This is a genomic window from Serratia sp. BNK-17 (assembly GCF_048684935.1).
Lineage (GTDB): Bacteria > Pseudomonadota > Gammaproteobacteria > Enterobacterales > Enterobacteriaceae > Serratia > Serratia nematodiphila.
Genome location: NZ_JBLQTR010000001.1, coordinates 5,019,534 through 5,043,721 on the forward strand (window position 1 = coordinate 5,019,534; position 24,188 = coordinate 5,043,721).

Here is a 24,188-nt window from a genome sequence, read left to right on the forward strand (position 1 = left end):
CGAATTAACCGTCAGTACGAAAAAAAATCAAAAATAATCCAGCTTAAAACGCACTGTGGAAAAATACGCTCCCACCTTCAACGGCTGGTGATTCGGCATTAACGTCATGGAATAATTCAGCACTCGGTTGCCCGGTATTATTCCCTCCATCGGCAACGGCTCCCCTGGAATAACCGGCCTGCCGCGGCTGTCTTTTATCTTCAATGCGATGCCGCGCGCATCGCCCTGTACGCCAAACAAAGCGCCTTCCGCCAAACCATCAAACGTGACCTGAAAGAATTTCCAATCAGGCTTGTTTTCCGGACGTTCCAAAATGCAATTAACCAATTCAATACTGAAAGGTTTAGTCATTCCCTGGCCGTCACGAATGATCTGTCCGATAGGAAGCGTGTCCATATCGATTGTCTGATCGCGGCTGCCGGCGGCAATGGCGCAGGCAGTGTCGATAATGGCGCCGTGCATACTGACTTTGCCCCACCCCTGTGCGGCGGAAATTGCACTGCCGGGCGCAAACGCCAACGACGCCAAAAGAACGGCACTCGCCCGATTCCTTGAAAAAAACATCGCGACATTCCTTTGACACAGAGAGTCACCAGGCATGCGGCGTGCCCCATGCCTGGTTGATTAAGCCAGCGGTCTCACTTACTGATAAGCCAGAGTGAAGTCGGCTACGGCGGTGAAATCGCCCGGGACGATGGCTGCGGAAGCGCCTTCACCCTGCAGGTAAGCGGAGAAGTTCAGGCTGTTGTTGCCAGTATTCAGCGTCTGTGCCGCAGTCGCCTGACCCAGTTTGATCGGCTGGCCGCCATAAGTGATTGCTACGCCGGCGCCGCTGGCGGTCCCCGCGATACCCAACAGATCTTTGTTGGTTGACGACGCAATGCCGCTGAAGGTGGTTTTAACGGTTTTCAGCGTAGTGGTATCACACTGCTCCAGCTTGATTTCAAACGGACGCGGGTTGGATTTGCCGCCGTTTTTCAACGCCACGTTAGAAACCTGGCCCAGATCTACGGTCTGATCGATCGACTCGGGTGCAATAGAGCATGGCGCATCAATAATAGAACCCGTGAAGGTCACTTTACCGTGTCCCTGATCGGCTGCCTGTGCAAAAGAACTTGCGCCAAATGCAATCACTGCAGCCATCATGATTTTGTTAAGTTTCATAGAACCTATATTCCTTATAAGAAAAAATGCATATTCCAATCAAGAAAAAGAGCAACAGGAAATCTGCTCGCGCTTATATATGCGCAGCCCTGATTCTTTAGCATCTTGCTGGTTGGTTAACTGCCAAAACCAAAGAAACCGACAATAGATACGTCGATAACGGCAAGTCTGCAGCGGTCTACCCATTAATGAATCCGTCATATGAAAAATAAACGAAATCACAACAAGCAGAGACCAATACTTTCTAATCCGCCCTTCTTGTCTGGCGGTGAATATTCTGGCAAATGCCCACCAGCAAAAAAAGTCTTTTTTTGATCAAGACGAACATTCGCAATTTATTTCCTAATTAAAGTTAATTTAGTGTTATTTTTAGGCTCATAGATCGTAAAAAATACTTTTATAGTGCAATATCCTGTTTTTCTCTGTTTCACAATTAATCAGATCGCAAAGCCGCTCTTTGTGAATATAATAAACCAAAACTTTAGGTTTCTGCGTGACACTCCCCCAGCCTGCAAACAGGTAGAAACGGAGTGGGAACCCCCTTTTTTTCAATCCTGATAAATAGATAGGATTTTTCTTGATTCGCGATTTACCTCGTTATTGGTAGGCAGTGAAACTTTGTTTTTTCTTAGGAATACAGCAATCGAAATACAGAGGAAGTGCTATGGAAGCGTTATCTCCAAAACAAAAGGAAATACGGCAATTGCAGCACGATCTGCTGCAAACATTATTCGCGCAGTCGCCCCGTCAATGTCCCGACACCGGACTGCCACCTCAGCATCTGTGGTTGTCTACCCGACAACTGGCCAACGCCGTCAACGTCGGCGTTTACCGCGCCCGGCTACTGCTGTTGGAACTCGTCGCCAAACAAGAAGTGCTCGTAACGGACGGTTCCATCAACAACTCGTTGAGGTGGTACCCCACCGCCCTACTGCCAGCTGACAACAAGGAAATACCAGGAATAGATGCGCCTTATTCTCATTTAACGGAATAACGCTGGCACAGCCAGCCTAATTAGCCCTATTTCGTGGCGGCACCTAGCCAAATGACACTATATAATCGGGATATTATTGTGAGAAAAACAACCATCCTATTTTTACAACACTGCCTGGCATTATCTTTTTTCGTCCTCATTGGTAACGCCAATGCATTTACCTGTAAAACCTCCGACGGCGGGAGCATTGGTCAGGGTGGTTCAATGACGCCGGTCGACGTCAGGGTAAAGATAGGCCCTGAATTGTCCATCGGGAAAAATGAAATCGTCAACGTCAGCCAGGTGACCTGTAAAAACGACGTCGCCAACTGGAAAGATATTTTACTCACCGGCAGCCCGGCGTTGACGATGAACACCGCCATTTTCGGTACGCTTGCCAACGGTATGACAATCAACGGCACCGACTACTTATCCCCGATCCAATCAGGTATCCAGGTGATGACGATTACCGGCCTAAACAGTGCCAGCATTTCCATCAGGGTTTACATCGTGCTCAACCGTTCGCCGACGCAGGATATCAAGGTGAACAAGGGCGACGTCATCGGCCAAATCAACTTTGAACAAAAAAATGACCAGTCAGGTTGCCCAAAATGTGGGCCTTACCGGTGGCGCCTGATCGCCGACAACGACGCCTACTTCGTCACCACCAGTTGCACTATCAACAACGGCCAGCAGATTAACGTCGACTTCGGTCAGATCCGCCAGGACTTTCTCACGCAGGGCGCCAGCGACGCCCAAATCAAACAGGACAAGGCGCTCAGCTACCGGTGTGACGATCAGAGCGCGACACAAGACATTTTGGTTCGCATGGTCAGCGATGCCAGCGGCTTCTCCAGCGATTTCATCAAGACCTCCAATCCTAATGTCGGCGTAGCCATGGTGCACAATGGCGCGGTGGTGAAACCCAACAATACGTTCAGAACGCGCATCGTCAACGGACTGGGCAACGACACCGTCACCTTTGTGCCTGTGAAGAACAATGTGCCTTACACCAGCATCGCCACCGGTCCGATGTCAGGCTCGGCCACGCTGATCTTCAGCGCACCTTGAGACGGGAGCCAGAATGAACATGACGAGGAAAACGCGTTGCGCTCTGCTGTTTACGCTGGGTGTGATCAGCGCCGCCCCCCAGGCCGCCGACCAGGGCACCAAGGTCAGTATCACCGCCACCGTGGTGGCGCCTCCGCCTTGCGTGATCAACGACGGGCGCACTATCGATATCGACTTTGGCAAGGTCGGCATCAAACGTATCGATGGTAATCGCTATATGCAACGCATCGATTACAGCATCAAGTGTGAGTTTCTGGATAACAGCCGCCAGCTGAAAATGAAGATCATGGGCAGCGCGGCGGCCTTTGACAGCAGCGTGTTGAACAGCAGCGTCAATGGGCTGGGCATCAAACTGCTGGCCAACGGCAAGGCTTTCGCCATCAATACGCCGCTGAACATCGATTACGCCAATCCGCCGACGCTTGATGCGGTGCCGGTGAAAAACAGCGCCGTCCCCCTGGCGGAAGGTGACTTCTCCAGCGGCGCCACCATGCTGGTGGACTATTTCTAAAACGCCACGGATGCTGAAAATGAAAAAGCCGCAACGGAAGGTTGCGGCTTTTTCAGGAACCGCACGCGACGATGCGGCAGCGGTGTCAGGGCATTCAGCCGAAGATCCCGCCGAACCACTGGCTCAGCTTCATCATCACCATATCCCAGATGCGGCTGAAGAAGTTGCCCTCTTTCACCTCTTGCATCGCCACCAGCGGGTGCTGCTCGATGGTTTTGCCGTCCAGCTGGAAATCGATGGTGCCGACCACCTGGTTTTTCGCCAGCGGCGCTTCCAGCGTCGGTTGGGTCAGCTTGTAGCTGGCCTTCAGGTTTTTCATCTGCCCTTTCGGAATGGTGACCGAGGCGTCTTTCGCCACGCCGAGCGGCACTTCGCTGACGTCGCCGAACCACACTTTCTGGGTGACGAACGGCTTATCGGCCTTGATCGGCGTCGCGGTTTCATAGAAGCGGAAGCCCCAGGTCAGCAGCTTTTCGCTTTCGCTAAAGCGCACGCGATCGCTCGGCGCGCCTAAAACCACCGAGATCAGACGCATCGGGCCGTCGGTGGCGGACGCCACCAGGTTGTGGCCGGCGCCGCTGGTGTAACCGGTCTTGATGCCGTCGACGTTCAGGTTGCTGCTCCACAGCAGACGGTTGCGGTTAATCTGGCGGATCTTGTTAAAGGTGAACTCTTTCTCTTTATGCAGCGCGTATTCGTCCGGCACGTCGCGGATCAGCGCCTGGCTCAGCAGCGCCATGTCGCGCGCGGTGCTGTACTGCCCTTCCGCATCCAGACCGTGCACCGTCAGGAAGTGGGTATTCTGCAGCCCCAGAGACTTGGCGTAGTTGTTCATCAGGCCGACGAACGAATCCTGGCTGCCCGCCACGTAGTCCGCCAGCGCGATGCTGGCGTCGTTGCCGGACTGGATCACGATGCCCTTATTCAGTTCCAGCACCGGCACCTGATCGCCCGGCTTGATGAACATCAGCGAAGAGCCGCGCAGCGCCGGGTTACCGGGCGCCCAGGCGTCTTTGCCGACGGTGACCATGTCTTCCGGCTTGATCTTGCCGGCCTTGATCGCCTGGCCGATCACGTAGCTGGACATGATCTTGGTCAGGCTGGCGGGATCGAGACGCGTATCGGCATTGCCTTCGGTCAGCACCTTACCGCTGTTGTAATCCATCAGAATGAAGGCCTTGGCGTCTACCTGCGGCGGCGCCGGCGGCTCGGCCGCGTGCACGGCCGGGGCGGCCAGCAACAGGATGCCTACGCTGAAGGTCAGTTTTTTCAGGGAAGTGGATAAGTTTTTTTTCATCATGACGTCGCCAGAGTGTCCATTCAAAACCATTGAAATAGCGTTAACTTTCAAACATGTTCACGTTTTAAGCCAACCAGCGAGAGTGGCCCGGTGCGCGCGTGCCGGCCGCAACCCCCTGCGGCGCCCGTAATGGGTAACGCAACGCACCGAAAATGCCCTTGCTGTGAGTTTATGTGATTTATCTTATTTTTGCAGGGTTTAGCGTGAATTTTCAGCATTTTTACATAACTGTACGCAGGCACGCACTTATCGTTCAAAAAAGCATCGCGACGCGCATTTTCGCATCTACCCACGGCTACACGGCCAAGCATCTGCACCGCTAAACATCTGCGCATCCATACGTCCAAAAAAGATTAATATATTCCATAATGGCATATAGAACCGATATTTGTTCTTTTTAAAGCGCTTATCCTCAGCGCTATCATCCGCACAAAGACTTTTATACCGAATAATCCTGGAGATGAGTCATGGCGATCCCCCATTCCGTCATCGAGATGATTGGCAATACCCCGATGCTGGAACTGACCCAGTTCGATACCGGCCCATGCCGGCTGTTCGTCAAGCTGGAGAACCAAAATCCCGGCGGTTCGATCAAAGACCGCGTGGCGCTGTCGATGATCGAACAGGCCGAGCGCGACGGCAAACTGCAGCCGGGCGGCACCATCATCGAAGCCACCGCCGGCAATACCGGCCTGGGATTGGCGCTGGTGGCGGCGCTGAAAGGCTATAAGCTGCTGCTGGTAGTGCCGGACAAGATGAGCCGCGAGAAGATCTTCCACCTGCGCGCGCTGGGGGTGGAAGTGCTGCTGACCCGTTCGGACGTCGGCAAAGGGCATCCAGCTTACTACCAGGATTACGCCAAACGCCTGGCGGAAGAGATCCCCGGTGCCTTTTATATCGATCAGTTCAACAACCCGGCCAACCCGGCGGCCCATACCACCACTACCGCGCCCGAACTGTGGCGGCAGATGGAGCATGACGTGGACGCCATCGTGGTCGGCGTCGGTTCCGGCGGCACGCTGGGCGGGCTGAGCCGCTATTTCGCCGAGGTTTCGCCGCAGACGGAATTCGTGCTGGCCGACCCTGCGGGTTCAATACTGGCGGACTATCTCGACAACGGCCATATCGGCGAAGCCGGCAGTTGGCTGGTGGAAGGCATCGGCGAAGACTTCGTCCCGCCGCTCAGCGACTTTGACCAGGTGCGCAACGCTTACCGCATCGGCGACGCCGAAGCCTTCACCACCGCGCGCGAGTTGCTGCGCAAGGAAGGCGTGCTGGCGGGATCGTCCACCGGCACCCTGCTGGCCGCCGCCCTGCGTTATTGCCGCGCACAGACCGAACCCAAGCGGGTAGTGACCTTCGTCTGCGACAGCGGCAACAAATACCTGTCTAAAATGTATAACGATCACTGGATGCTGGAACAGGGCCTGCTGAGCAAGCCACAGCACGGCGATCTGCGCGATCTGATCGCCTACCGCCACGACGAGGGCGCCGCCGTTTCCGCCGCGCCGGACGACACGTTGGCGATCGTGCACGCCCGCATGCGGCTGTACGACATCTCGCAGCTACCGGTGCTGGAAGGCGATCGGGTGGTCGGTCTGATCGATGAGTGGGATCTGCTGAACGCCGTTCAGGCCGACGCCGCCCACTTCAGCCTGACGGCCGGCAGCGCGATGACCAAACAGGTTCATACGCTGCAAAAGGAAGCCGGCTACGAGGAATTACAGGCCACCTTCAACCATGGCCACGTCGCGGTGGTGCTCGACGGCGAGCGCTTCCTCGGCCTGATTACCCGCACAGACGTGCTTAACGCCTGGCGCCAAAAATTACGTTAATAAGGACTCATTATGGCCAAGTTTGATACGTTGACCGTTCACGCCGGTTACACCCCGGACGCGACCGGCGCAGTGATGCCGGCGATTTACGCCACCTCTACCTACGCCCAACCGGCGCCGGGCGAGCATACCGGCTATGAGTATTCCCGCAGCGCCAACCCGACGCGCACCGCGCTGGAAAGCGCCATCGCCGAACTGGAAGGCGGCAGCCGCGGTTACGCCTTCGCCTCCGGCCTGGCGGCCTGCTCCACGGTGCTGGAGCTGCTCGATAAAGACAGCCACCTGATCGCGGTAGACGACCTGTACGGCGGCACCTATCGCCTGCTGGAAAAAGTGCGCAGCCACACCGCCGGCCTGCGCGTCACCTACGTGGCGCCGGCGGATCTCGCCGGGCTGGAACAGGCGATCGAGCCGGACACCAAAATGATCTGGGTGGAAACGCCGACCAACCCGCTGCTCAAGCTGGCGGATCTGAGCGCCATCGCCGCGATCGCCAAAAAGCACCAGCTCATCAGCGTGGCGGACAACACCTTCGCCTCGCCGTATCTGCAACGCCCGCTGGATCTGGGCTTTGACGTGGTGGTGCACTCCGCCACCAAATACCTCAACGGCCACTCCGACGTGGTGGCCGGCGTCGCGGCGGTGGGCGATAACCCGGCGCTGGCGGAACAGCTCGGTTTCCTGCAAAACGCGGTCGGCGGCATTCTCGATCCGTTCAGCAGCTTCCTGACGCTGCGCGGCATCCGCACCCTGGCGCTGCGCATGCAGCGTCACAGCGACAGCGCGCTGCGCATCGCCCAGTGGCTGGAGAGCCAGCCGCAGGTGGAAAACGTCTACTATCCCGGCCTGCCGAGCCACCCGCAGCACGAACTGGCGGCGCGCCAGATGACGCGCTTCGGCGGCATGATCTCGGTACGGCTGAAAGGCGACGACGCCTATGCGCGCCGGGTCATCCAGCGTTCGCGCCTGTTCACCCTGGCGGAAAGCCTGGGCGGCGTGGAAAGCCTGATCAGCCAGCCGTTCAGCATGACGCACGCCTCCATTCCGCTGGAACAGCGCCTGGCAACCGGCATCACGCCGCAGCTGGTGCGCCTGTCGGTGGGGATTGAGGATGTGGAAGATCTGATCGCCGATCTGCAGCAGGCGCTGGCGGAATAATCGCCGCATCAGCGCTCGATCAGCCCGGCCGACGCGCCGGGCTTTTTTACGCCCGGCGTTCAGAGGCCGATGACGTCCTGATAAAAACGGTGCGCCACATCGGGATGGGAGCGGATGCGGCCTTTCAGGTAGTTATACCCCACGTCGCGCAGCAGCGGATTGAGCGGATCGCTGGCCGGGCCGCGCGCCTGCGCCGCCAGCTGCGGCGGCAGTTGATACAGAGGCACCACCGCGTCCAGACGCGCGCCGAGGAAGAACGCGATCGATAATCTGTCACTCCCCGCCGGCGGCGTTTCCACCCGGTGCACCGTGGCGCGCAGATAGCCGTTGGTCGCCAGCTCCAGCAGCTCGCCGATGTTCACTACGAAGGTATCTTCACGCGGCTGTGCGTCTATCCACTGCCCCTCGCTGACCTCCACCTGCAGCCCTTTTTGCGCGTCCTGCAGCAGGAAGCTGAGGAAACCGGAGTCCTTGTGCGCGCCGACGCCCTGTGCGCTGGCGGTGGCCTCCCGCCCCGGGTAGCGGATCAGTTTGATGTGCTCGTTGGGCTTCTCGCCGTATAAGCGATCGAAAGCCTGCTCCGGCAGCGACAGCGCCAGCGCGAAAGCGCGCAGCAGCCGCAGCGACATGGCGGTCATCGCCTGTTGCCACTCCAGCAGCAGCGGTTTCAGCGCCGGCAGCGCCGCCGGCCACTGGTTTGGCCCCTGCAGACGCGCCCAGCGCGGCGTGTCGTCAGCCAGCGTCAGCGCCGGGCGTTCGGCGCCGATATCGAACTGCTCGCGCCAGTCAGGCTGCCCGCGCGTGAGTTCCGCCGCCGCCCGGTTGTAACCGCGAAAGTGCGGCGAATGCACCATCTGCACCGCCAGCTTGTCGGCTTCCGGCAGGGCGAAAAATTGTCGCGCGGCGTGCTGCAACCGCGCATTCAACGCGCCGTCCACGCCGTGACCGCGCAGATAGAAGAAACCGACGTCGCGCGCCGCCGCGCGCAAATCGTCAAGAAAAGCGCGCCGCCGGCGCGCATCACCGTCAAGCTGCGAAAGATCCAGCAGCGGCAACGTCTTCAGCGTCGTCAGGTGCGTCATCATGCGGTTCCTCTTCTTCCCCGATTACGATCGGGCTGCCGTACAGGCGAATAATCAACATTGACCCTCCCCAGCGGGTGGCTGCATTTGCCCCATAGTTACCACCGCGCTCGCCGGGGCGGCCAATATTGTTGCGTTCTAAGATATGCAAACGTTCAACAAACTGTCGCAAAACCGTCATCAATGTTTCTTATGCTCTGCGCAATTTCGCCGACGCCGCTGGCTGGCGACGTGCGCTATCCGCTATCCTGTAAACGACCTCATACCCTGCTTGCCGGAGAAATACTGATGGATTTAGCCTTATTCGACCTGGATGAAACCCTGATTGACGATGACAGCGCCAGCCTGTGGATCCGCTGGCTGGTCGGCCAGGGGTTCGCGCCGGCGGAGCTGGAACTGCAGGAGCAGCAACTGATGCAGCTCTATTATCAGGGCAAGCTGTCGATGGAGGACTACATGCAGGCCACGCTGGCGCCGCTGACCGGCCTGAGCGTGCAAACCGTGGCCGGCTGGGTGCAACGCTACATCCGGCGCGACATCCTGCCGCGCGTCTATCCCGCCGCCCGTGAACGCCTGCAGTGGCACCGCGAACGCGGCGACTGCATCCTGGTGGTCTCCGCCACCGGCGAACACCTGGTGGCGCCGATCGCCGAACAGCTCGGCGCCGACGATGCGCTGGCGATCGGCGTGGAAATCAGCGACGGCCGCTTCACCGGCAACACCTACGGCACCATGACCTATCAACAGGGCAAGGTGATCCGCCTGCAGCACTGGCTGGCGCAGCACCCGCATCTGAAGTTCGAGCACAGCCACGGCTACAGCGACTCTCTCAACGACAAGGCGATGCTGCAATTCGTCGACAGCGCCACGGTGATCAATCCCGACAGCGAACTGAGCGCGCTGGCGGCGGAGCACGGCTGGGAAGTGTGCCGCTGGGAGCGTTGAGCGGCAGACAAAAAATGCCCTGCGGTGTGACAAAAAGCGCATTGTGGCGTAGGTATTAAGGGTCTTTAATCCGCTAACGGAGTTATCCCATGCTGACCATTTGGGGTCGTGAGAATTCGAACAACGTCAGGAAGGTGCTGTGGTGCGCCGCCGAACTGGGGCTGAGCTATACCCACATCAACGCCGGCGGGGCGTTTGGCAAGGTCAACGAAGAGAGTTACCGCGCGCTGAACCCGAACGGCCTGGTGCCGTTACTGCAGGACGATGACTTCGTGCTGTGGGAGTCCAACACCATCGTGCGCTACCTGGCGGCGAAATTCGGCGACGCGACGTTCTATCCGCAAGATCTGCAGGCGCGCGCCGCCGCCGAGAAATGGATGGACTGGACCACCTCGACCATCGCTCCGGCCTTCACCATCGTCTTTTGGGGCCTGATCCGCACTGCGCCAGAGTTGCGCGACATGGCGAAAATCGAAGCGGCGATCGCCACGCTGGAAAAACACTTCGCCGTCATTGAACAGACGCTGGCGCACCAGCCTTACCTCTCCGGCGACGCGTTCGGCTTCGGCGATATCCCGCTCGGCAGCTTCGCCTACGCCTGGTTCGAAATGCCGATCGCCCGCCGCCCGCGGCCGAACATGGAGCGCTGGTATCAGCAACTGCGCGCACGCCCGGCCTATCAGCGCGGCGTGATGAGCGAGCTCACCTGACGCGTGCGGGGCGTTACGACGCCCCGACCTTCAGCAGCTTGCCGTCCCGTTCGTCCGTCAGCAGATACAGGTAGCCGTCCGGCCCGCTGCGCACCTCGCGAATGCGTTCGCCGCGATCGCCCAGCAGCCGCTCTTCCGCCACCACTTTGTCCCCCTCCAGCGTCAGGCGAATCAGTGCCTTTTGCGCCAGTGCGCCGATGAACAGCGAATGCCGCCAGGCGGGGAAACGCTGTCCGTCATAAAACGCCATGCCGCTGAGGCCGGGCGAAACCCGCCAATAGTGCAGCGGCTGTTCGGTGCCGGGCACCCGTTCTCCTTTGGCCTCCGGGATCGGCTGGCCGGAATAGTTGATGCCATAGGTGGCCAGCGGCCAGCCGTAGTTTTTACCCGGCAGCGGGATATTGAGCTCATCGCCGCCGCGCGGACCGTGCTCATGCTCCCAGATCGCGCCGCTCCACGGGTTCAGCGCCAACCCTTGCGGATTGCGGTGGCCGTAAGACCAAACCTCCGGGCGTTTACCTGCCTGGCCGACCCAGGGGTTGTCCGGCGGTACCGCGCCTTCGGCGGTCAGCCGCACCAGCTTGCCCTGCAGTTTGTCAGTCTCCTGCGCCGTCGGCCGCTGGTTGTTTTCGCCCAGCGCGATAAACAGGTAGCCCTGCCGATCGAACGCCAGCTTGCCGCCAAAGTGATTGCCGACCGACAGCTTGGGTTGCTGACGGAAGATCACCTTAAAGTTTTCCAGCCGCGCGCCGTCGTCGCTCAGGCGGCCATAGCCGACCGCCGTGCCGGCTTTGCCGCCCTCGCCCGGTTCGGCGAAACTCAGGTACACCCGGCGGCTGGCGGCGAAGTCGGGAGCCGGCAACACCTCCAGCAGGCCGCCCTGCCCCTCGGCGTAGACCTGCGGCACGCCGGCGATCGGCGGCGACAGGCCCTTGCCCTGCAGCCACAGCCGCAGCCGGCCGGGCCGTTCGGTGATAAGCAGGCCTTGTTCCGCCGGCAAGAAGGCCAGCGACCATGGGTGTTCCAGGCCGTCCTGCAATTGGCTGACCGTCGGCGCGGCGTGCAGCAGGCCGCTGCACAGCAGCAAACCGGCCAGCAGAGTCAATCGGGGCATGGCGTCCTCCTGAAGATGAAATGACCCGTTTAGTGTAGCCCAGCCCGTCGCAATGGGTGTTTACATTACATTTCAACGGGTTGCCTTTTAGCCGCAGTGTGCTTAAGTTAATCCATAACCCAGGAGGAAAAATGGACATTACCGTTACCGACGCGATTGACGAACATACCCTCGATGCGATCAGGCAAGGCCTGCGCGCTTACAACCTGCCGCATATCGACGCCAGCCACCGCAAGCCGCTCAGCGTCTATGCGCGCGACGAGGCCGGCACGGTGATCGGCGGGCTGACCGCCGAAACCTGGGGCAACTGGCTGAGCATCGAGTGGCTGTGGGTGGCGGATACCCAGCGCGGCAGCGGCCTCGGCGGCCGGCTGATGCGCGCCGCCGAGCACGAGGCGCAGGCGCGCGGCTGCCGCTACGCCCGTCTCGACACCTTCAGCTTCCAGGCGCGACCGTTCTACGAAAAGCTCGGCTATCAGCTGCAAATGACGCTGAAAGAGTATCCGGTGGAACATGAGTGCTATTTTCTTACCAAAACCCTGACTGATTGATGGATGGACAGATGGACAGCAAAAGCATGGTGGTGAACTGTGTGGCGTACAAAGCCGGCCAACGGCTGGGCGAAGTGACCATCGACGATATCAGCGAGGTGGTCAAACAACCGGACACCTTCGTCTGGCTGGGGTTGCGGCAGCCGGAACCGGCGTTTATGCGCAAGGTGCAGGAGGAGTTCGGCCTGCACGATTTGGCGATCGAAGACGCGCTGTGTGCGCACCAGCGGCCGAAGCTGGAGACCTACGGCGACTCGCTGTTCATCGTGGTGAAAACCGCGCAGTGGGGCGAGCACGACGAAATCGAATACGGCGAAACCCACTTCTTCGTCGGCAAAAACTTTCTGGTGACGGTGCGCCACGGCGCCTCACCCAGCTATGCGCCGATCCGCGCCAAGGCGGAAGAGAACCACAAGCAGATGTGCCGCGGGCCGGGCTTCGCCCTCTATTCGGTGTTGGACTTCGTGGTGGATAACTACCGCAGCGTGGTAACGCGCTTCGAGAGCACCATCGAGAACATCGAAGCCAACATGTTTCAGTCGGAGTTCGATCAGGCGGCGATCGAGAACGTCTATACCCTGCGCCGCCACCTGCTGGCGCTGCGCAACGCCGCGCTGCCGATGGATGAAATCTGCAACCAGCTGATCCGTCTGCACGAAGAAGTGATCCCGAAAGAGCTGCGCGCCTACGTGCGCGACGTGCAGGATCACGCGCATCAGGTGGTCAGCAACATCGACGACATGCGCGAAATGCTGACCAACGCCATGCACGTCAATCTGGCGCTGGTGACGGTCAAACAAAACGAAGTGGTGAAACGGCTGGCGGGGTGGGGGGCGATTTTGGCTATCCCGACGGTGATCTTCAGCCTGTACGGCATGAACTTCGCCGACATGCCGGAGTTGAAATTCCCGTGGGCCTATCACGCCACGCTGGGGGCGACCGCCGTCGGCTGTATTTTCCTGTATCAGAAGCTGAAGAAATCAGGCTGGCTGTAAGCGCCAAAACGGCGGATTTTCCCGCCGGAGAAACGATCGGCGGGGCAGCCGGATCCGCCGACTGCCCCGCAGCTTCAATACAGCATCGGCCGCCGATCGCGATGCACATGATTGTAGCGGCCGATGCGCTTGTCATCGGCCGTACTGATATCCATTTCCGCCAGCGCCATGCCTTCGCCAGCCAGGCTCTGCGTCAACGGGTAGCCATCGGCATCGACGATCACCGAACCGCCGATCCACGCAACGCCGCGCTCCGTTTCGCAGCGATCGCACACCGCGATGAACAGCCGATTGACGGCGGCGTTGGCCTGCGCCTTCACCATCTCCGCCGGCCGTTCGCCCTGCGGACGCGGCGCCTGCGGCCAGTTGACCGGCGCGCACAGCAGCTGAGCGCCGGCCAGCGCCGGCAGCCGCACCCACTCCGGGAATTCAAGATCGTAGCAGATCATCACCGCCAACCGGCCAAAGCGGGTCTCGACGACCGGTGGCGGCCGATCGCCGGGGGTAAAGATCGTGCTCTCCTCATGCCACAGGTGGGCCTTGCGATAAATCGCCCTGACCCCCTGCGCATCGATCAATGCCGCGCTGTTGGCCACCCCGCCATCGGGCAGCCGCTCGCAGAAACCGGCGACGATCGCCACATCCAACTCACGCGCCAGGGCCCCCCACAGGCTGAGGCTGGGCCCGTCTTCGCTCTCGGCCAACGCCCGCGCCTCCGCCTTATCGCGCAACACATAGCCGCTGTTCACCAACTCCGGCAACACGATGACGTTGGCGCCGCGCTGCGCCGCATGACGGATCGCCTGAGCGGACTGCGCCCGATTATGCTCTGCTTCCCCTACCCGCAGCGCTAACTGGCAGCATGCGACGCTGATTTTACCCATGGCTCACCTTCTCCTTACCCTCACCGTTAAACCGACAGGGCGGCGATGCGCCCTGCTCCTCAGTAAATCAGTAAAGGCGCCGTGATAAAAGCCCGGATCGCGCCTCAGCGTTCAGTTTGAGCCTGCAGCTGCGGCGTCGGGCGGCTCAGCAGGCTGCCCAGCACGAAGGCGACGCCGCCGCCCAGCAGACCGCCGTAGATCGGGCTGTTGGCGTCGATGCCGTGCCAGATCATCAGCCCCACCACGCACAGGCTGCCGGTCAGCATGCTGGCGATGGCCCCAACGCTGGTGGCGCGCGGCCAGAAGATCGCCCCCACCAGCGGGATCAGCATGCCGCCCACCAACAGGTTGTAAGCCAGCGTCAGCGCCGCCAGTACGTCGCGCACCACAAACGCCAGCCCCAGCATGACCGCGCCCATGAAAAGCGTGGTGAAGCGCCCGGCGGCCAGCCCGCCGGAAGGTTTACGGCGGATGGCCGGCAGCACGTCCTCCAGCGCGATGGTCGAAGACGCCAACAGGCAGGCGCTGGCAGTGGACATCAGCGCCGCCAAGGCCGCGGCGGCCACCAGCCCGCTGACGCCAACCGGCAACACCGCCTGCGCGATGGCGGCGAAGGCGCCGTCGGTGTTGCTGAGCGACGGCAGCACGATCTTGCTGGCCATGCCGATCAGCGCGCCGGTCACGCCGTACAGCACGCAATAGACGCCCGCCCCCAGCCCGGCGAAGCGCGCCACATTGGCGCTGCGGGCGGTGAACACCCGCTGCCAGATGTCCTGGCCGATCAGAATGCCGAAGAAGTAGATCAGGAAGAACACCAGAATGGTGTCCAGCCCGATCGACGACAGCTGGTAGTAACCGGCGGGCAGCAGGCTGGTGAACGCCTCCCAGCCGCCGGCCTTGACGATGCTCATCGGCATCAGCACCAGCATCATGCCGACGGTCATGATGATGAACTGAATGATGTCGGTCAGCGTCAGCGACCACATGCCCCCCAGCGTCGAATACAGCACCACCAGCCCGCCGCCGAGCAGGATAGACGCGCTGAACGACAGGCCGAACATCACCTGCATCACGCTGCCGATGGCGATGATCGAGGTCACCGCCACCATAAGGTCATACGCCAGCATGATCGCGCCGCTGGTGACCCGCGCCGCCGGGTGATAGCGCCGCGACAGCACCTGGCTGACGGTATACAGCTTCAGTTTGAGCAGCGGCTTGGCCAGCACCAGACTCAGCACCACAATGCCCAGCCCCAGCGCGCCGCACAGCCAGACGCCGGAGATGCCGTAGGTGTAGCCGAGCTTGACGCTGCCGATGGTCGACGCGCCGCCGAGCACCACCGCCGACAGCGTGCCCAGATACAGCCCCGGCCCCAGGTTGCGCCCGGCCACCAGATACGCCTCTTTGGAATTGGCGCGGCGAATGCCCATCCACCCCACCGCGCCTATCACCAGAAAGTAAAACACCACGACCAGCAGATCGAGATTCATGGGTACCTCCACTCCGTAGTTATTGTTATCAGGGGCCCCGACGCAACCGCTCCGCCGGTAGAGTCAGTGCGCCGGCCTCAGCGGGCCGGCAGCACGCACAGCATTTCAAACAGCAGGTTGGCCGCCAGCAGCGCGGTGTTACCGGAGCGATCGTAAGGCGGCGACACCTCCACCACGTCGCCGCCGACCAGGTTCAGTCCATGACAGCCGCGCACGATCTCCAGCCCTTGCCAGACCGACAGCCCGCCGACCTCCGGCGTGCCGGTGCCCGGTGCGAAGGCCGGATCCAGCCCGTCGATATCGAAGCTGAGATAAACCGGCGCTTCGCCCATCTGTTCGCGGATCTCCGCCATCAGCGGTGTCAGCGACCGGTGCCAGCAGGCCTCGGCCGGCACCACACGAAAGCCCTGGCGGCGTGACCAGTCGAAGTCGTCCGCCGCATAGCCACTGCCGCGCAGGCCAATCTGCACCACCTTTTCCGGCGCCAGCAGCCCTTCCTCAAACGCGCGGCGGAAGGTGGTGCCGTGCGCCAGCTGTTCGCCGAACATCTCCTCGTTGGTATCGGAATGCGCATCGACGTGGATCAGCCCGACCGGGCCATGACGACGGGCGACGGCGCGCAGCACCGGCAGCGTCAGGGTGTGATCGCCGCCGAGCGTCAACGGCGTGCAGCCGTGCGCCAGGATCTCGTGGTAAGCCGCCTCGATGCGCTGCACGCTGTCCGCCAGGCTGTAGGGGTTGATGGCGACATCCCCCAGATCGGCCACCTGCAGCCGTTCAAACGGCGCAGAGCCGGTGCCCATGTTGTAAGGACGGATCATCACCGATTCCTGGCGGATCTGGCGCGGGCCATAGCGAGTGCCGCTGCGGTTGGAGGTGCCGATATCGAGCGGAATGCCGACAAAGGCGGCGTCCAGACCGCGCGCCTGTTCTGCCGCGGGCAGGCGCATCATGGTGGGGAGGCCGGCAAAGCGCGGCATATCGTTACCGCTTTGGGGTTGGTTCAGCATGGCGTTTCCTTGTCGTTATCTGCGATGGATTGAAACATTTGAGCAACATTCGCAGGCTACCCTGTTGGCCACCTCGGCTACCATTCCCGCTTTTGCATGTAAACATCGGAAAACGCGATGCAACTAACCCATTGAAGTATTGATTTTTATTTCAACTTCATGCCATAAGAAAGGCCATATCTTCAGCGCCGCACCTATTTCTTCGATGTTAAAAATAGGTTAACCGGCCGACGTTCTGCGGAGGGGGAATGCTCACCAACCTAAGCGATATCGATCTGAAACTGCTGCGGGTGTTCGTCGCGGTAGCGGAAGCCCAGGGCGTCAGCGCCGCGCAGGAAGCGCTGCTGATGAACCAATCCACCATCAGCACCCATCTGGCCTCGTTGGAAACCCGACTGGGTTTTCGCCTGTGCCAACGCGGGCGCTCCGGCTTCCGGCTGACGCCCAAGGGCGAACGCATGCTGATCGCCTGCCGTTCGCTGTTCAACGCCGCCCGCGACTTCACCCGGGTCAGCCAGTCGCTGAACGGCCTGCTGACCGGCGATCTGCAAATCGGTCTGGTGGACAATCTGGTTTCGCTGCCGGGCAATCCGTTCAGCCAGGCCATCAAGCACTTTCAGCGGCGCCATCAGGACGTGCAATTGCAGTGCCGCATCTGTTCGCCGAACGAGATTGAGCAAGGGCTGCTGCACCAGCAGCTCGATCTGGGCATCGGCTACTTCGGCCAACAGCTGGAGGAGTTACGTTATCAGCCGTGGCTGGAGGAAATACAGGCAATCTACTGCAGCACGGATCACCCACTGTTCGCGGTGGAAGAACCCGAGCGCGAGCAGATTGAAAACGCGCGCTGGGTCAAGCGCGGCTACCTGCTGGCGCAGCAGCTGTGCCCGATCGCGCCGCCTCACTTGGCGGCGGTGGCTCACCATATGGAAAGCGTCGCCCATCTGGTGCTGAGCGGTACCTGTCTTGGCTATCTGCCCACCCACTACGCGGCGCGCTGGGTGGAACAGGGGCTGCTGCGGCAGTTGGGCGGCACGGCGCTCTCTTATCGCGCCACGCTTAGCCTGGTCAGCCGCCCCGTCCAGCCCAACGAGGCGTTGAACGCGCTGCTGGAGGATTTGGCGCGCGCCGGCGAAAAAAAGCCCCGCATGCGCGGGGCCTGACGGACGTTAACTGACCGGCATACGCGCCGGATCGGGATACTGATACTCAAAACCCAGCTCGTTGCAGATGCGGTTGCCGTCCACCAGCCGCTCATCCTGCTCCGCCTCGTCGGCGAACTGCGGCGGCTCCAGATGCAACTGCTCGGCCAGCGCCGGATAAAATTCGCGCTTGGCCGGATGACGCGGCGCGCACAGGTTGTACACGTGGCCGCCCTTCGGCAGCTTCAGCAACAGTTGGATGGCGGCGATGACGTCGTCCTGGTGCACCAGATTTACCCCCTGCGAACCGCCCTTCACGTCGAGTTTGCCCGCCAGGAAGCGGCCGGGGTGACGATCGGCGCCCACCAGCCCCGCCAGGCGCAGAATGTCCACCGAGGTGTTCGGCAATTCATGCAGCCAACGTTCCAGCTCGGCCAACACTCGCCCTGACGGCGAGACCGGCCGCAACGGCGACTCTTCGCGCAGCGTGCCTGCGGTTTCGCCGTACACCGAGGTGGAACTGGTGAAGATCACCCGCGGCACGCCAAAGGCCATCGCGCTGTCCACCAGCATGCGCACCGCATTGAAATAGTTTTCGCTGCCTTCGACGGTGCGGCGAGCGGGCAGTGTCACCACCAACGCATCCACGCGCAGCAGCGATTCCAGATCGTCCGGATCGCACACCAGCTCCGGCGTCAGTTCCAGTTGGTAGCATTCGATGCCGCTCATGCGCGCGGCCTCGACGCCGTCCGGCGTGGTTTTGCTACCGACCACGTCATACCCGCGCCCCATCAGCGACAGCGCCAACGGCATGCCCAGCCAACCCAAACCAATAATGGCTACCTTTTTCATCCTCTTCCTCTCCTGAAGATCGCAGCGCCCTACCCCTAAGGCTACGCCACTGCGCACGGCGATACAATCTGCCCGGCTTAAGGTCAGGTAAAGCTGTCTGTGGCTAATAACCTAACCTGTTTCAATAAATTAAATTTATGACGTTAAAAAAGGGTTGCGCGGTGGACAGCGGATAGTTTAGCTTAATTGGCATACGGTTTTTACCGGCTTTTGATTAGAGAAAAACACCATGACACGCGTTCAGTTCAACCACCATCATCACCATCACCCTGACTAGTCTTTCAGGCGATGAGTGCTGGAAGACGGTTTGTTAATCTTCCAGTGGCGCGCAGAACGCAAGAGAGAGCCCTCGGAAGATTTCTTCCGAGGGTTTTTTTTTGGCTCCGGACAGACAGAAAGAATAGTTTTTACAATAAATTCATAAAATTACAGATTAAACAGAGGTTACCATGCTGGACAAGACACGTTTACGGATCGCAATGCAGAAGTCGGGCCGCCTGAGCGATGAATCCCAGGAACTGCTGGCGCGCTGCGGCATCAAGATCAACCTGCAGCAGCAGCGTCTGATCGCCTTCGCCGAGAACATGCCGATCGATATCCTGCGCGTGCGCGACGACGATATTCCGGGCCTGGTGATGGACGGCGTGGTCGATCTCGGCATCATCGGCGAAAACGTGCTGGAAGAAGAGCTGCTCAGCCGCCGCGCCCAGGGCGAAGACCCGCGTTACTTCACGCTGCGCCGCCTCGATTTCGGCGGCTGCCGCCTGTCGCTGGCCACCCCGCTCGACGCCGAATACGCCGGCCCGCAAAGCCTGCAGGACGCCCGCATCGCCACCTCTTACCCGCACCTGCTGAAGCAATACCTCGACAAGCAGGGCGTGCGCTTCAAATCTTGCCTGCTGAACGGCTCGGTGGAAGTGGCGCCGCGCGCCGGTCTGGCCGACGCCATCTGCGATCTGGTCTCTACCGGCGCCACGCTGGAGGCCAACGGCCTGCGTGAAGTAGAAGTGATCTACCGCTCCAAGGCTTGCCTGATCCAGCGCGACGGCGAAATGCCGGAAGCCAAACAGCAGCTGATCGATCGCCTGATGACCCGCATTCAGGGCGTGATCCAGGCGCGTGAATCCAAATACATCATGCTGCACGCGCCGAGCGAGAAACTGGACGAGATCGTCGCGCTGTTGCCGGGCGCCGAGCGCCCGACCATTCTGCCGCTGGCCGGCGCGCAGAACCGCGTGGCGATGCACATGGTGAGCAGCGAAACCCTGTTCTGGGAAACCATGGAAAAACTGAAAGCGCTCGGCGCCAGCTCGATTCTGGTGCTGCCGATTGAAAAGATGATGGAGTAACGCCATGTCGACCTTCAACACGCCGATCGATTGGGCGACCAGCAGCGCCGAACGCCAGGCCGAGCTGCTGATGCGCCCGGCCATCGCCGCCTCTGACAGCATCACCCGCACGGTGAGCGAGATCCTCGACAACGTGAAGGCCAACGGCGATCGGGCGCTGCGCGACTATAGCGCCCGTTTCGACAAGGCGGAAGTCTCGGCGCTGCGCGTCAGCGCCGAGCAGATCGCCGCCGCCGCCGCGCGGTTGGGCGACGACATCAAACAGGCGATGGCGGTGGCCGTCGCCAACGTGGAAACCTTCCACAACGCGCAGCGACTGCCGCCGGTGGACGTCGAAACGCAACCGGGCGTGCGCTGCCAACAGGTGACCCGCCCCATCGACTCGGTCGGCCTGTATATTCCCGGCGGATCGGCGCCGCTGTTCTCCACCGTGCTGATGCTGGCGACGCCGGCACGCATCGCCGGCTGCCGCCGGGTGGTGCTGTGCTCACCGCCGCCGATCGCCGATGAGATCCTGTATGCGGCTCAGCTGTGCGGCGTGCAGGAAGTGTTTCAGGTCGGGGGCGCGCAGGCGATCGCTGCCCTGGCGTTCGGCACCGAGAGCGTGCCGCGCGTGGCGAAGATCTTCGGGCCGGGCAACGCCTTCGTGACCGAAGCCAAGCGGCAGGTCAGTCAGCGCCTTGATGGCGCGGCCATCGACATGCCGGCCGGCCCTTCGGAGGTGCTGGTGATCGCCGACGCCGGCGCCACTCCGGCGTTCGTCGCTTCCGATCTGCTGTCGCAGGCCGAACACGGCCCGGATTCGCAGGTGATCCTGCTGACGCCGGACGCGGCAATGGCGCAAGCGGTGGCCGAAGCGGTGGAAAGTCAGCTGGCCGAGCTGCCACGCGCCGAGACCGCCCGTCAGGCGCTGGCGAGCAGCCGCCTGATCGTAGCGCGCGATCTGGCTGAGTGCGTGGCGATCAGCAACCGCTACGGCCCGGAGCACCTGATTATTCAGACCCGCAATGCGCGCGAACTGGTGGACGGCATCACCAGCGCCGGTTCGGTGTTCCTCGGCGACTGGTCGCCGGAATCCGCCGGCGATTACGCCTCCGGCACCAACCACGTGCTGCCGACCTACGGCTACACCGCCACCTGCTCCAGCCTTGGGCTGGCCGATTTCCAAAAACGCATGACGGTGCAGGAGCTGACGCCGCAGGGCTTCAGCAACCTGGCCGCCACCATCGAGACGCTGGCTGCCGCCGAGCAGCTGATCGCCCACAAGAACGCCGTGACCCTGCGCGTCGCCGCCCTGAAGGAGCAAGCATGAGCATCGAAAAACTGGCGCGCGCCAACGTTCGCGAGCTGACCCCTTATCAATCGGCGCGCCGCCTCGGCGGCAAGGGCGACGTATGGCTGAACGCCAACGAATACCCGATCGCCCCGGAATTCCAGCTGACCGCGCAAACCTTCAACCGCTATCCGGAGTGCCAGCCGGCGCAGGTGATCGAACGCTACGCCGCCTATGCCGGGGTGAAGAAAGAGCAGGTGCTGGTCAGCCGCGGTGCCGATGAAGGCATCGAGCTGCTGATCCGCGCCTTCTGCGAGCCGGGCAAAGACGCCATTCTGTTCTGCCCGCCGACCTACGGCATGTACGCCGTCAGCGCCGAAACCTTTGGCGTGGAGCGCCGCACCGTGGCCGCCAAAGAGGACTGGCAGCTGGATCTGCCGGCCATCGCGGACAGCCTGGACAACGTGAAGCTGATCTACGTCTGCAGCCCGAACAACCCGACCGGCAACCTGATCGACCCGGACTCTCTGCGCAGCCTGCTGGAGCTGGCCAAAGGCAAGGCGATCGTCGCGGTGGACGAAGCCTATATCGAGTTTTGCCCGCAGGCTTCGGTAGCCGGTTGGTTGAGCGACTACCCGCACCTGGCTATTTTGCGTACGCTGTCGAAGGCCTTTGCGCTGGCCGGCCTGCGCTGCGGCTTTACGCTCGCCAATGAAGATCTGATTGCCCTGCTGCTGAAGGTGATCGCCCCTTACCCGCTCTCGACGCCGGTGGCGGATATCGCCGCGCAGGCGCTGAGCGAAGAAGGTATCCGCACCATGCGCCAGCGCGTCACCGACATCGCAGCCACCCGCAGCTGGCTGCAGCAACAGCTGGAGAAATGCGCCTGCGTCGAGCAGGTTTTCGCCAGCGACAGCAATTACCTGCTGGCTCGCTTCACCGCCTCAAGTAATGTGTTTAAAAGCTTGTGGGATCAGGGCATTATCTTACGAGACCAAAACAAACAGCCCGGGTTGTCCGGCTGCCTGCGCATCACCATAGGCACCCGCGACGAATGTCAACGCGTGGTGGACGCCTTGTCCGCCCTGCCCGGCGCCAACCAGACTCGCCAGGAGCCAATGTGAGCCAAAAAATCCTCTTTATCGATCGTGACGGCACGCTGATCGCCGAGCCACCGGAAGATTTCCAGGTTGACCGCCTGGATAAGCTGGCGCTCGAGCCAGACGTGATCCCTTCCCTGCTGGCGCTGCAGCAGGCGGGGTATCAGCTGGTGATGATCACCAATCAGGATGGGCTCGGCACCGCCAGTTTCCCGCAGGAGACCTTCGATCCGCCGCACAACCTGATGATGCAGATCCTCAGCTCCCAGGGCATTCAGTTCGCCGATGTGCTGATTTGCCCGCACCTGCCGGCGGACAACTGCGACTGCCGCAAGCCGAAAACCGCGCTGGTGAAAGGCTACCTTGAACCCGGCGTGCTCGATACCGCCCACAGCTACGTGATCGGCGATCGGCCGACCGATGTGCAGCTGGCGGAAAACATGGGCATCCAGGGGCTGCGTTACCAGCGCGGCGTGCTGGGCTGGAAAGAGATCGTGCGCCAGTTGACCCTGCGTGACCGTCACGCGCGGGTTAATCGCGTGACCAAAGAGACGCAGATCGACGTCAACGTCTGGCTGGATCGCGAAGGCGGCAGCAAGATCAAAACCGGCGTCGGCTTCTTCGATCACATGCTGGATCAGATCGCCACCCACGGCGGCTTCCGCATGGAGATCGACGTCAAAGGCGACCTGTATATCGACGATCACCACACGGTAGAGGACACCGGCCTGGCGTTGGGTGAAGCGCTAAACAAGGCGCTCGGCGACAAGCGCGGCATCGCCCGCTTCGGCTTCGTGCTGCCGATGGACGAATGCCTGGCGCGCTGCGCGCTGGATATCTCCGGCCGCCCGCACCTGGAGTACAAGGCCGAGTTCAACTATCAGCGCGTCGGCGATCTCAGCACCGAAATGGTCGAGCACTTCTTCCGTTCGCTCTCTTACACCATGGGCTGCACGCTGCACCTGAAGACCAAGGGCAAAAACGACCACCACCGGGTCGAGAGCCTGTTCAAAGTGTTTGGCCGCACGCTGCGCCAGGCGATCCGCGTCGAGGGCAATACCCTGCCGAGTTCGAAAGGAGTGCTGTGATGAACGTGGTGATTTTGGATACCGGCTGCGCCAACCTGGCCTCCGTCACCTACGCGGTGCGGCGCCTGGGTTATCAGCCGGAGGTGAGCCGCGATCCGGAGATCGTGCTGCGCGCCGACAAGCTGTTCCTGCCGGGCGTCGGCACTGCGCAGGCGGCGATGGATCAGCTGCGCGAGCGCGATTTGATCGAACTGATCAGGGCCTGCACGCAGCCGGTGCTGGGCATTTGCCTCGGCATGCAGCTGCTGGCGGCCAGCAGCGAAGAGAACGGCGGCGTGACCACGCTCGGCCTTATCGATACGCCGGTCAAGCAGATGACCGACTTCGGCCTGCCGCTGCCGCACATGGGCTGGAACCAGGTGTCCGCGCAGGCGGGCCACCATCTGTTCCGCGGCATCGATGACGGCGCCTACTTCTATTTCGTACACAGCTATGCGATGCCGATATGCCCCAGCACCATCGCCCAGGCGAACTACGGCGAGCCCTTCACCGCCGCCGTGCAAAAAGACAATTTCTTCGGCGTGCAGTTTCATCCAGAACGATCTGGAGCGGCCGGCGCGCAACTGTTGAAAAACTTTCTGGAGATGTAGG

The 24,188-nt window shown here is 61.1% G+C and carries 26 protein-coding genes and 1 other annotated feature; of the genes, 16 read left to right on the forward strand and 10 right to left on the reverse strand.

What is annotated here, in order from left to right; all coding sequences use genetic code 11:
* Positions 1–27: 27 nt before the first annotated feature.
* Together ACMGF7_RS24040 and ACMGF7_RS24045 are read right to left on the reverse strand one after the other, a co-directional pair.
* Positions 28–564: a fimbrial protein gene (locus ACMGF7_RS24040; RefSeq protein WP_015377273.1), complete on the reverse strand. Its 537-nt coding sequence runs from the start codon at positions 562–564 to the stop codon at positions 28–30.
* 78 nt (positions 565–642) lie between these two features.
* Entirely contained in the window at positions 643–1,164 is a 522-nt protein-coding gene (locus ACMGF7_RS24045; RefSeq protein WP_049241088.1) for a fimbrial protein, read from the reverse strand.
* Positions 1,165–1,828: 664 nt separating this feature from the next.
* Between ACMGF7_RS24045 and ACMGF7_RS24050 the strand changes: the two genes are divergently transcribed.
* From ACMGF7_RS24050 to ACMGF7_RS24060, 3 genes are all read left to right on the forward strand, one after another.
* Positions 1,829–2,158, forward strand: coding sequence for a hypothetical protein (locus ACMGF7_RS24050; protein WP_004938734.1), 330 nt, complete (start codon positions 1,829–1,831; stop codon positions 2,156–2,158).
* Between the two features lie 243 nt (positions 2,159–2,401).
* The gene (locus tag ACMGF7_RS24055) at positions 2,402–3,208 is read left to right on the forward strand and encodes a fimbrial protein (RefSeq protein WP_049241086.1); all 807 of its coding nucleotides are present in this window, start codon (positions 2,402–2,404) and stop codon (positions 3,206–3,208) included.
* A gap of 19 nt (positions 3,209–3,227) precedes the next feature.
* Complete coding sequence (locus tag ACMGF7_RS24060) at positions 3,228–3,719, forward strand: fimbrial protein (protein WP_274851953.1); 492 nt, start codon at positions 3,228–3,230, stop codon at positions 3,717–3,719.
* Between the two features lie 94 nt (positions 3,720–3,813).
* On the opposite strand, the gene ACMGF7_RS24065 is transcribed toward ACMGF7_RS24060, so the two are convergent.
* Positions 3,814–5,019, reverse strand: a complete 1,206-nt coding sequence (locus ACMGF7_RS24065; protein WP_015377270.1) for a serine hydrolase — start codon at positions 5,017–5,019, stop codon at positions 3,814–3,816.
* A gap of 467 nt (positions 5,020–5,486) precedes the next feature.
* Between ACMGF7_RS24065 and ACMGF7_RS24070 the strand changes: the two genes are divergently transcribed.
* Positions 5,487–6,854, forward strand: coding sequence for a pyridoxal-phosphate dependent enzyme (locus tag ACMGF7_RS24070; RefSeq protein WP_048322651.1), 1,368 nt, complete (start codon positions 5,487–5,489; stop codon positions 6,852–6,854).
* Between the two features lie 12 nt (positions 6,855–6,866).
* Positions 6,867–8,012 (forward strand): trans-sulfuration enzyme family protein, encoded by a 1,146-nt coding sequence (locus ACMGF7_RS24075; RefSeq protein ID WP_420286745.1) that lies wholly within the window; start codon positions 6,867–6,869, stop codon positions 8,010–8,012.
* 59 nt (positions 8,013–8,071) lie between these two features.
* Here the strand turns inward: ACMGF7_RS24075 and ACMGF7_RS24080 are convergent, their stop codons facing one another.
* Both ACMGF7_RS24080 and ACMGF7_RS24085 read right to left on the reverse strand, forming a co-directional pair.
* Entirely contained in the window at positions 8,072–9,094 is a 1,023-nt protein-coding gene (locus ACMGF7_RS24080) for an isopenicillin N synthase family dioxygenase (protein WP_033633490.1), read from the reverse strand.
* The gene (locus ACMGF7_RS24085) at positions 9,039–9,275 is read right to left on the reverse strand and encodes a hypothetical protein (protein WP_156865407.1); all 237 of its coding nucleotides are present in this window, start codon (positions 9,273–9,275) and stop codon (positions 9,039–9,041) included. The genes ACMGF7_RS24080 and ACMGF7_RS24085 overlap by 56 nt, the downstream gene beginning before the upstream one ends.
* 107 nt (positions 9,276–9,382) lie before the next feature.
* Between ACMGF7_RS24085 and ACMGF7_RS24090 the strand changes: the two genes are divergently transcribed.
* Both ACMGF7_RS24090 and ACMGF7_RS24095 read left to right on the forward strand, forming a co-directional pair.
* Entirely contained in the window at positions 9,383–10,039 is a 657-nt protein-coding gene (locus ACMGF7_RS24090) for an HAD family hydrolase (RefSeq protein WP_197800779.1), read from the forward strand.
* A gap of 89 nt (positions 10,040–10,128) precedes the next feature.
* A complete protein-coding gene (locus tag ACMGF7_RS24095) occupies positions 10,129–10,749 on the forward strand; it encodes a glutathione S-transferase family protein (protein ID WP_197800778.1) in 621 nt (206 codons plus the stop codon).
* 13 nt (positions 10,750–10,762) lie between these two features.
* Here the strand turns inward: ACMGF7_RS24095 and ACMGF7_RS24100 are convergent, their stop codons facing one another.
* On the reverse strand, positions 10,763–11,863 hold the full coding sequence (locus tag ACMGF7_RS24100; protein WP_004938764.1) for a PQQ-dependent sugar dehydrogenase: 1,101 nt from the start codon (positions 11,861–11,863) through the stop codon (positions 10,763–10,765).
* 131 nt (positions 11,864–11,994) lie between these two features.
* Here ACMGF7_RS24100 and ACMGF7_RS24105 point away from each other — a divergent pair, with 131 nt between their 5' ends.
* A complete protein-coding gene (locus tag ACMGF7_RS24105) occupies positions 11,995–12,414 on the forward strand; it encodes a GNAT family N-acetyltransferase (protein WP_049241084.1) in 420 nt (139 codons plus the stop codon).
* A gap of 11 nt (positions 12,415–12,425) precedes the next feature.
* Positions 12,426–13,409, forward strand: coding sequence for a magnesium and cobalt transport protein CorA (locus ACMGF7_RS24110; RefSeq protein ID WP_015377262.1), 984 nt, complete (start codon positions 12,426–12,428; stop codon positions 13,407–13,409).
* A gap of 74 nt (positions 13,410–13,483) precedes the next feature.
* Here the strand turns inward: ACMGF7_RS24110 and ACMGF7_RS24115 are convergent, their stop codons facing one another.
* The 3 genes from ACMGF7_RS24115 to speB all read right to left on the reverse strand — a co-directional run bounded on the left by ACMGF7_RS24115 (position 13,484) and on the right by speB (position 16,793).
* Positions 13,484–14,293, reverse strand: a complete 810-nt coding sequence (locus tag ACMGF7_RS24115; protein ID WP_099982694.1) for a nitrilase family protein — start codon at positions 14,291–14,293, stop codon at positions 13,484–13,486.
* 104 nt (positions 14,294–14,397) lie between these two features.
* On the reverse strand, positions 14,398–15,783 hold the full coding sequence (locus ACMGF7_RS24120) for a sodium:solute symporter (protein ID WP_420286746.1): 1,386 nt from the start codon (positions 15,781–15,783) through the stop codon (positions 14,398–14,400).
* A gap of 77 nt (positions 15,784–15,860) precedes the next feature.
* The gene (gene speB / locus ACMGF7_RS24125) at positions 15,861–16,793 is read right to left on the reverse strand and encodes an agmatinase (RefSeq protein ID WP_015377259.1); all 933 of its coding nucleotides are present in this window, start codon (positions 16,791–16,793) and stop codon (positions 15,861–15,863) included.
* A gap of 248 nt (positions 16,794–17,041) precedes the next feature.
* Here speB and ACMGF7_RS24130 point away from each other — a divergent pair, with 248 nt between their 5' ends.
* A complete protein-coding gene (locus ACMGF7_RS24130; RefSeq protein WP_049187404.1) occupies positions 17,042–17,956 on the forward strand; it encodes a LysR family transcriptional regulator in 915 nt (304 codons plus the stop codon).
* Positions 17,957–17,962: 6 nt separating this feature from the next.
* On the opposite strand, the gene ACMGF7_RS24135 is transcribed toward ACMGF7_RS24130, so the two are convergent.
* Positions 17,963–18,787 carry an SDR family oxidoreductase gene (locus ACMGF7_RS24135; protein WP_015377257.1) on the reverse strand — a complete coding sequence of 275 codons (825 nt, stop codon included), beginning with the start codon at positions 18,785–18,787 and terminating at the stop codon, positions 17,963–17,965.
* A 229-nt stretch (positions 18,788–19,016) separates the two neighbouring features.
* On the opposite strand from ACMGF7_RS24135, the gene hisL reads away from it, so the two are divergent.
* The 6 genes from hisL (at position 19,017) to hisH (ending at position 24,187) form a co-directional block, all read left to right on the forward strand.
* A complete protein-coding gene (hisL, locus tag ACMGF7_RS24140; protein ID WP_100396937.1) occupies positions 19,017–19,064 on the forward strand; it encodes a his operon leader peptide in 48 nt (15 codons plus the stop codon).
* Positions 19,040–19,166, forward strand: a sequence feature (His leader region). (Overlaps the previous gene by 25 nt.)
* A gap of 70 nt (positions 19,167–19,236) precedes the next feature.
* Positions 19,237–20,136, forward strand: coding sequence for an ATP phosphoribosyltransferase (hisG, locus tag ACMGF7_RS24145; protein WP_015377256.1), 900 nt, complete (start codon positions 19,237–19,239; stop codon positions 20,134–20,136).
* Positions 20,137–20,140: 4 nt separating this feature from the next.
* Positions 20,141–21,448, forward strand: a complete 1,308-nt coding sequence (gene hisD / locus ACMGF7_RS24150) for a histidinol dehydrogenase (protein ID WP_004938796.1) — start codon at positions 20,141–20,143, stop codon at positions 21,446–21,448.
* On the forward strand, positions 21,445–22,533 hold the full coding sequence (hisC, locus tag ACMGF7_RS24155; protein ID WP_015377255.1) for a histidinol-phosphate transaminase: 1,089 nt from the start codon (positions 21,445–21,447) through the stop codon (positions 22,531–22,533). The genes hisD and hisC overlap by 4 nt, the downstream gene beginning before the upstream one ends.
* On the forward strand, positions 22,530–23,597 hold the full coding sequence (gene hisB, locus ACMGF7_RS24160; protein ID WP_015377254.1) for a bifunctional histidinol-phosphatase/imidazoleglycerol-phosphate dehydratase HisB: 1,068 nt from the start codon (positions 22,530–22,532) through the stop codon (positions 23,595–23,597). Before hisC ends, hisB begins: the two co-directional genes overlap by 4 nt.
* The gene (gene hisH, locus ACMGF7_RS24165; protein ID WP_004938803.1) at positions 23,597–24,187 is read left to right on the forward strand and encodes an imidazole glycerol phosphate synthase subunit HisH; all 591 of its coding nucleotides are present in this window, start codon (positions 23,597–23,599) and stop codon (positions 24,185–24,187) included. Before hisB ends, hisH begins: the two co-directional genes overlap by 1 nt.
* The last annotated feature ends 1 nt before the right edge of the window (position 24,188 follow it).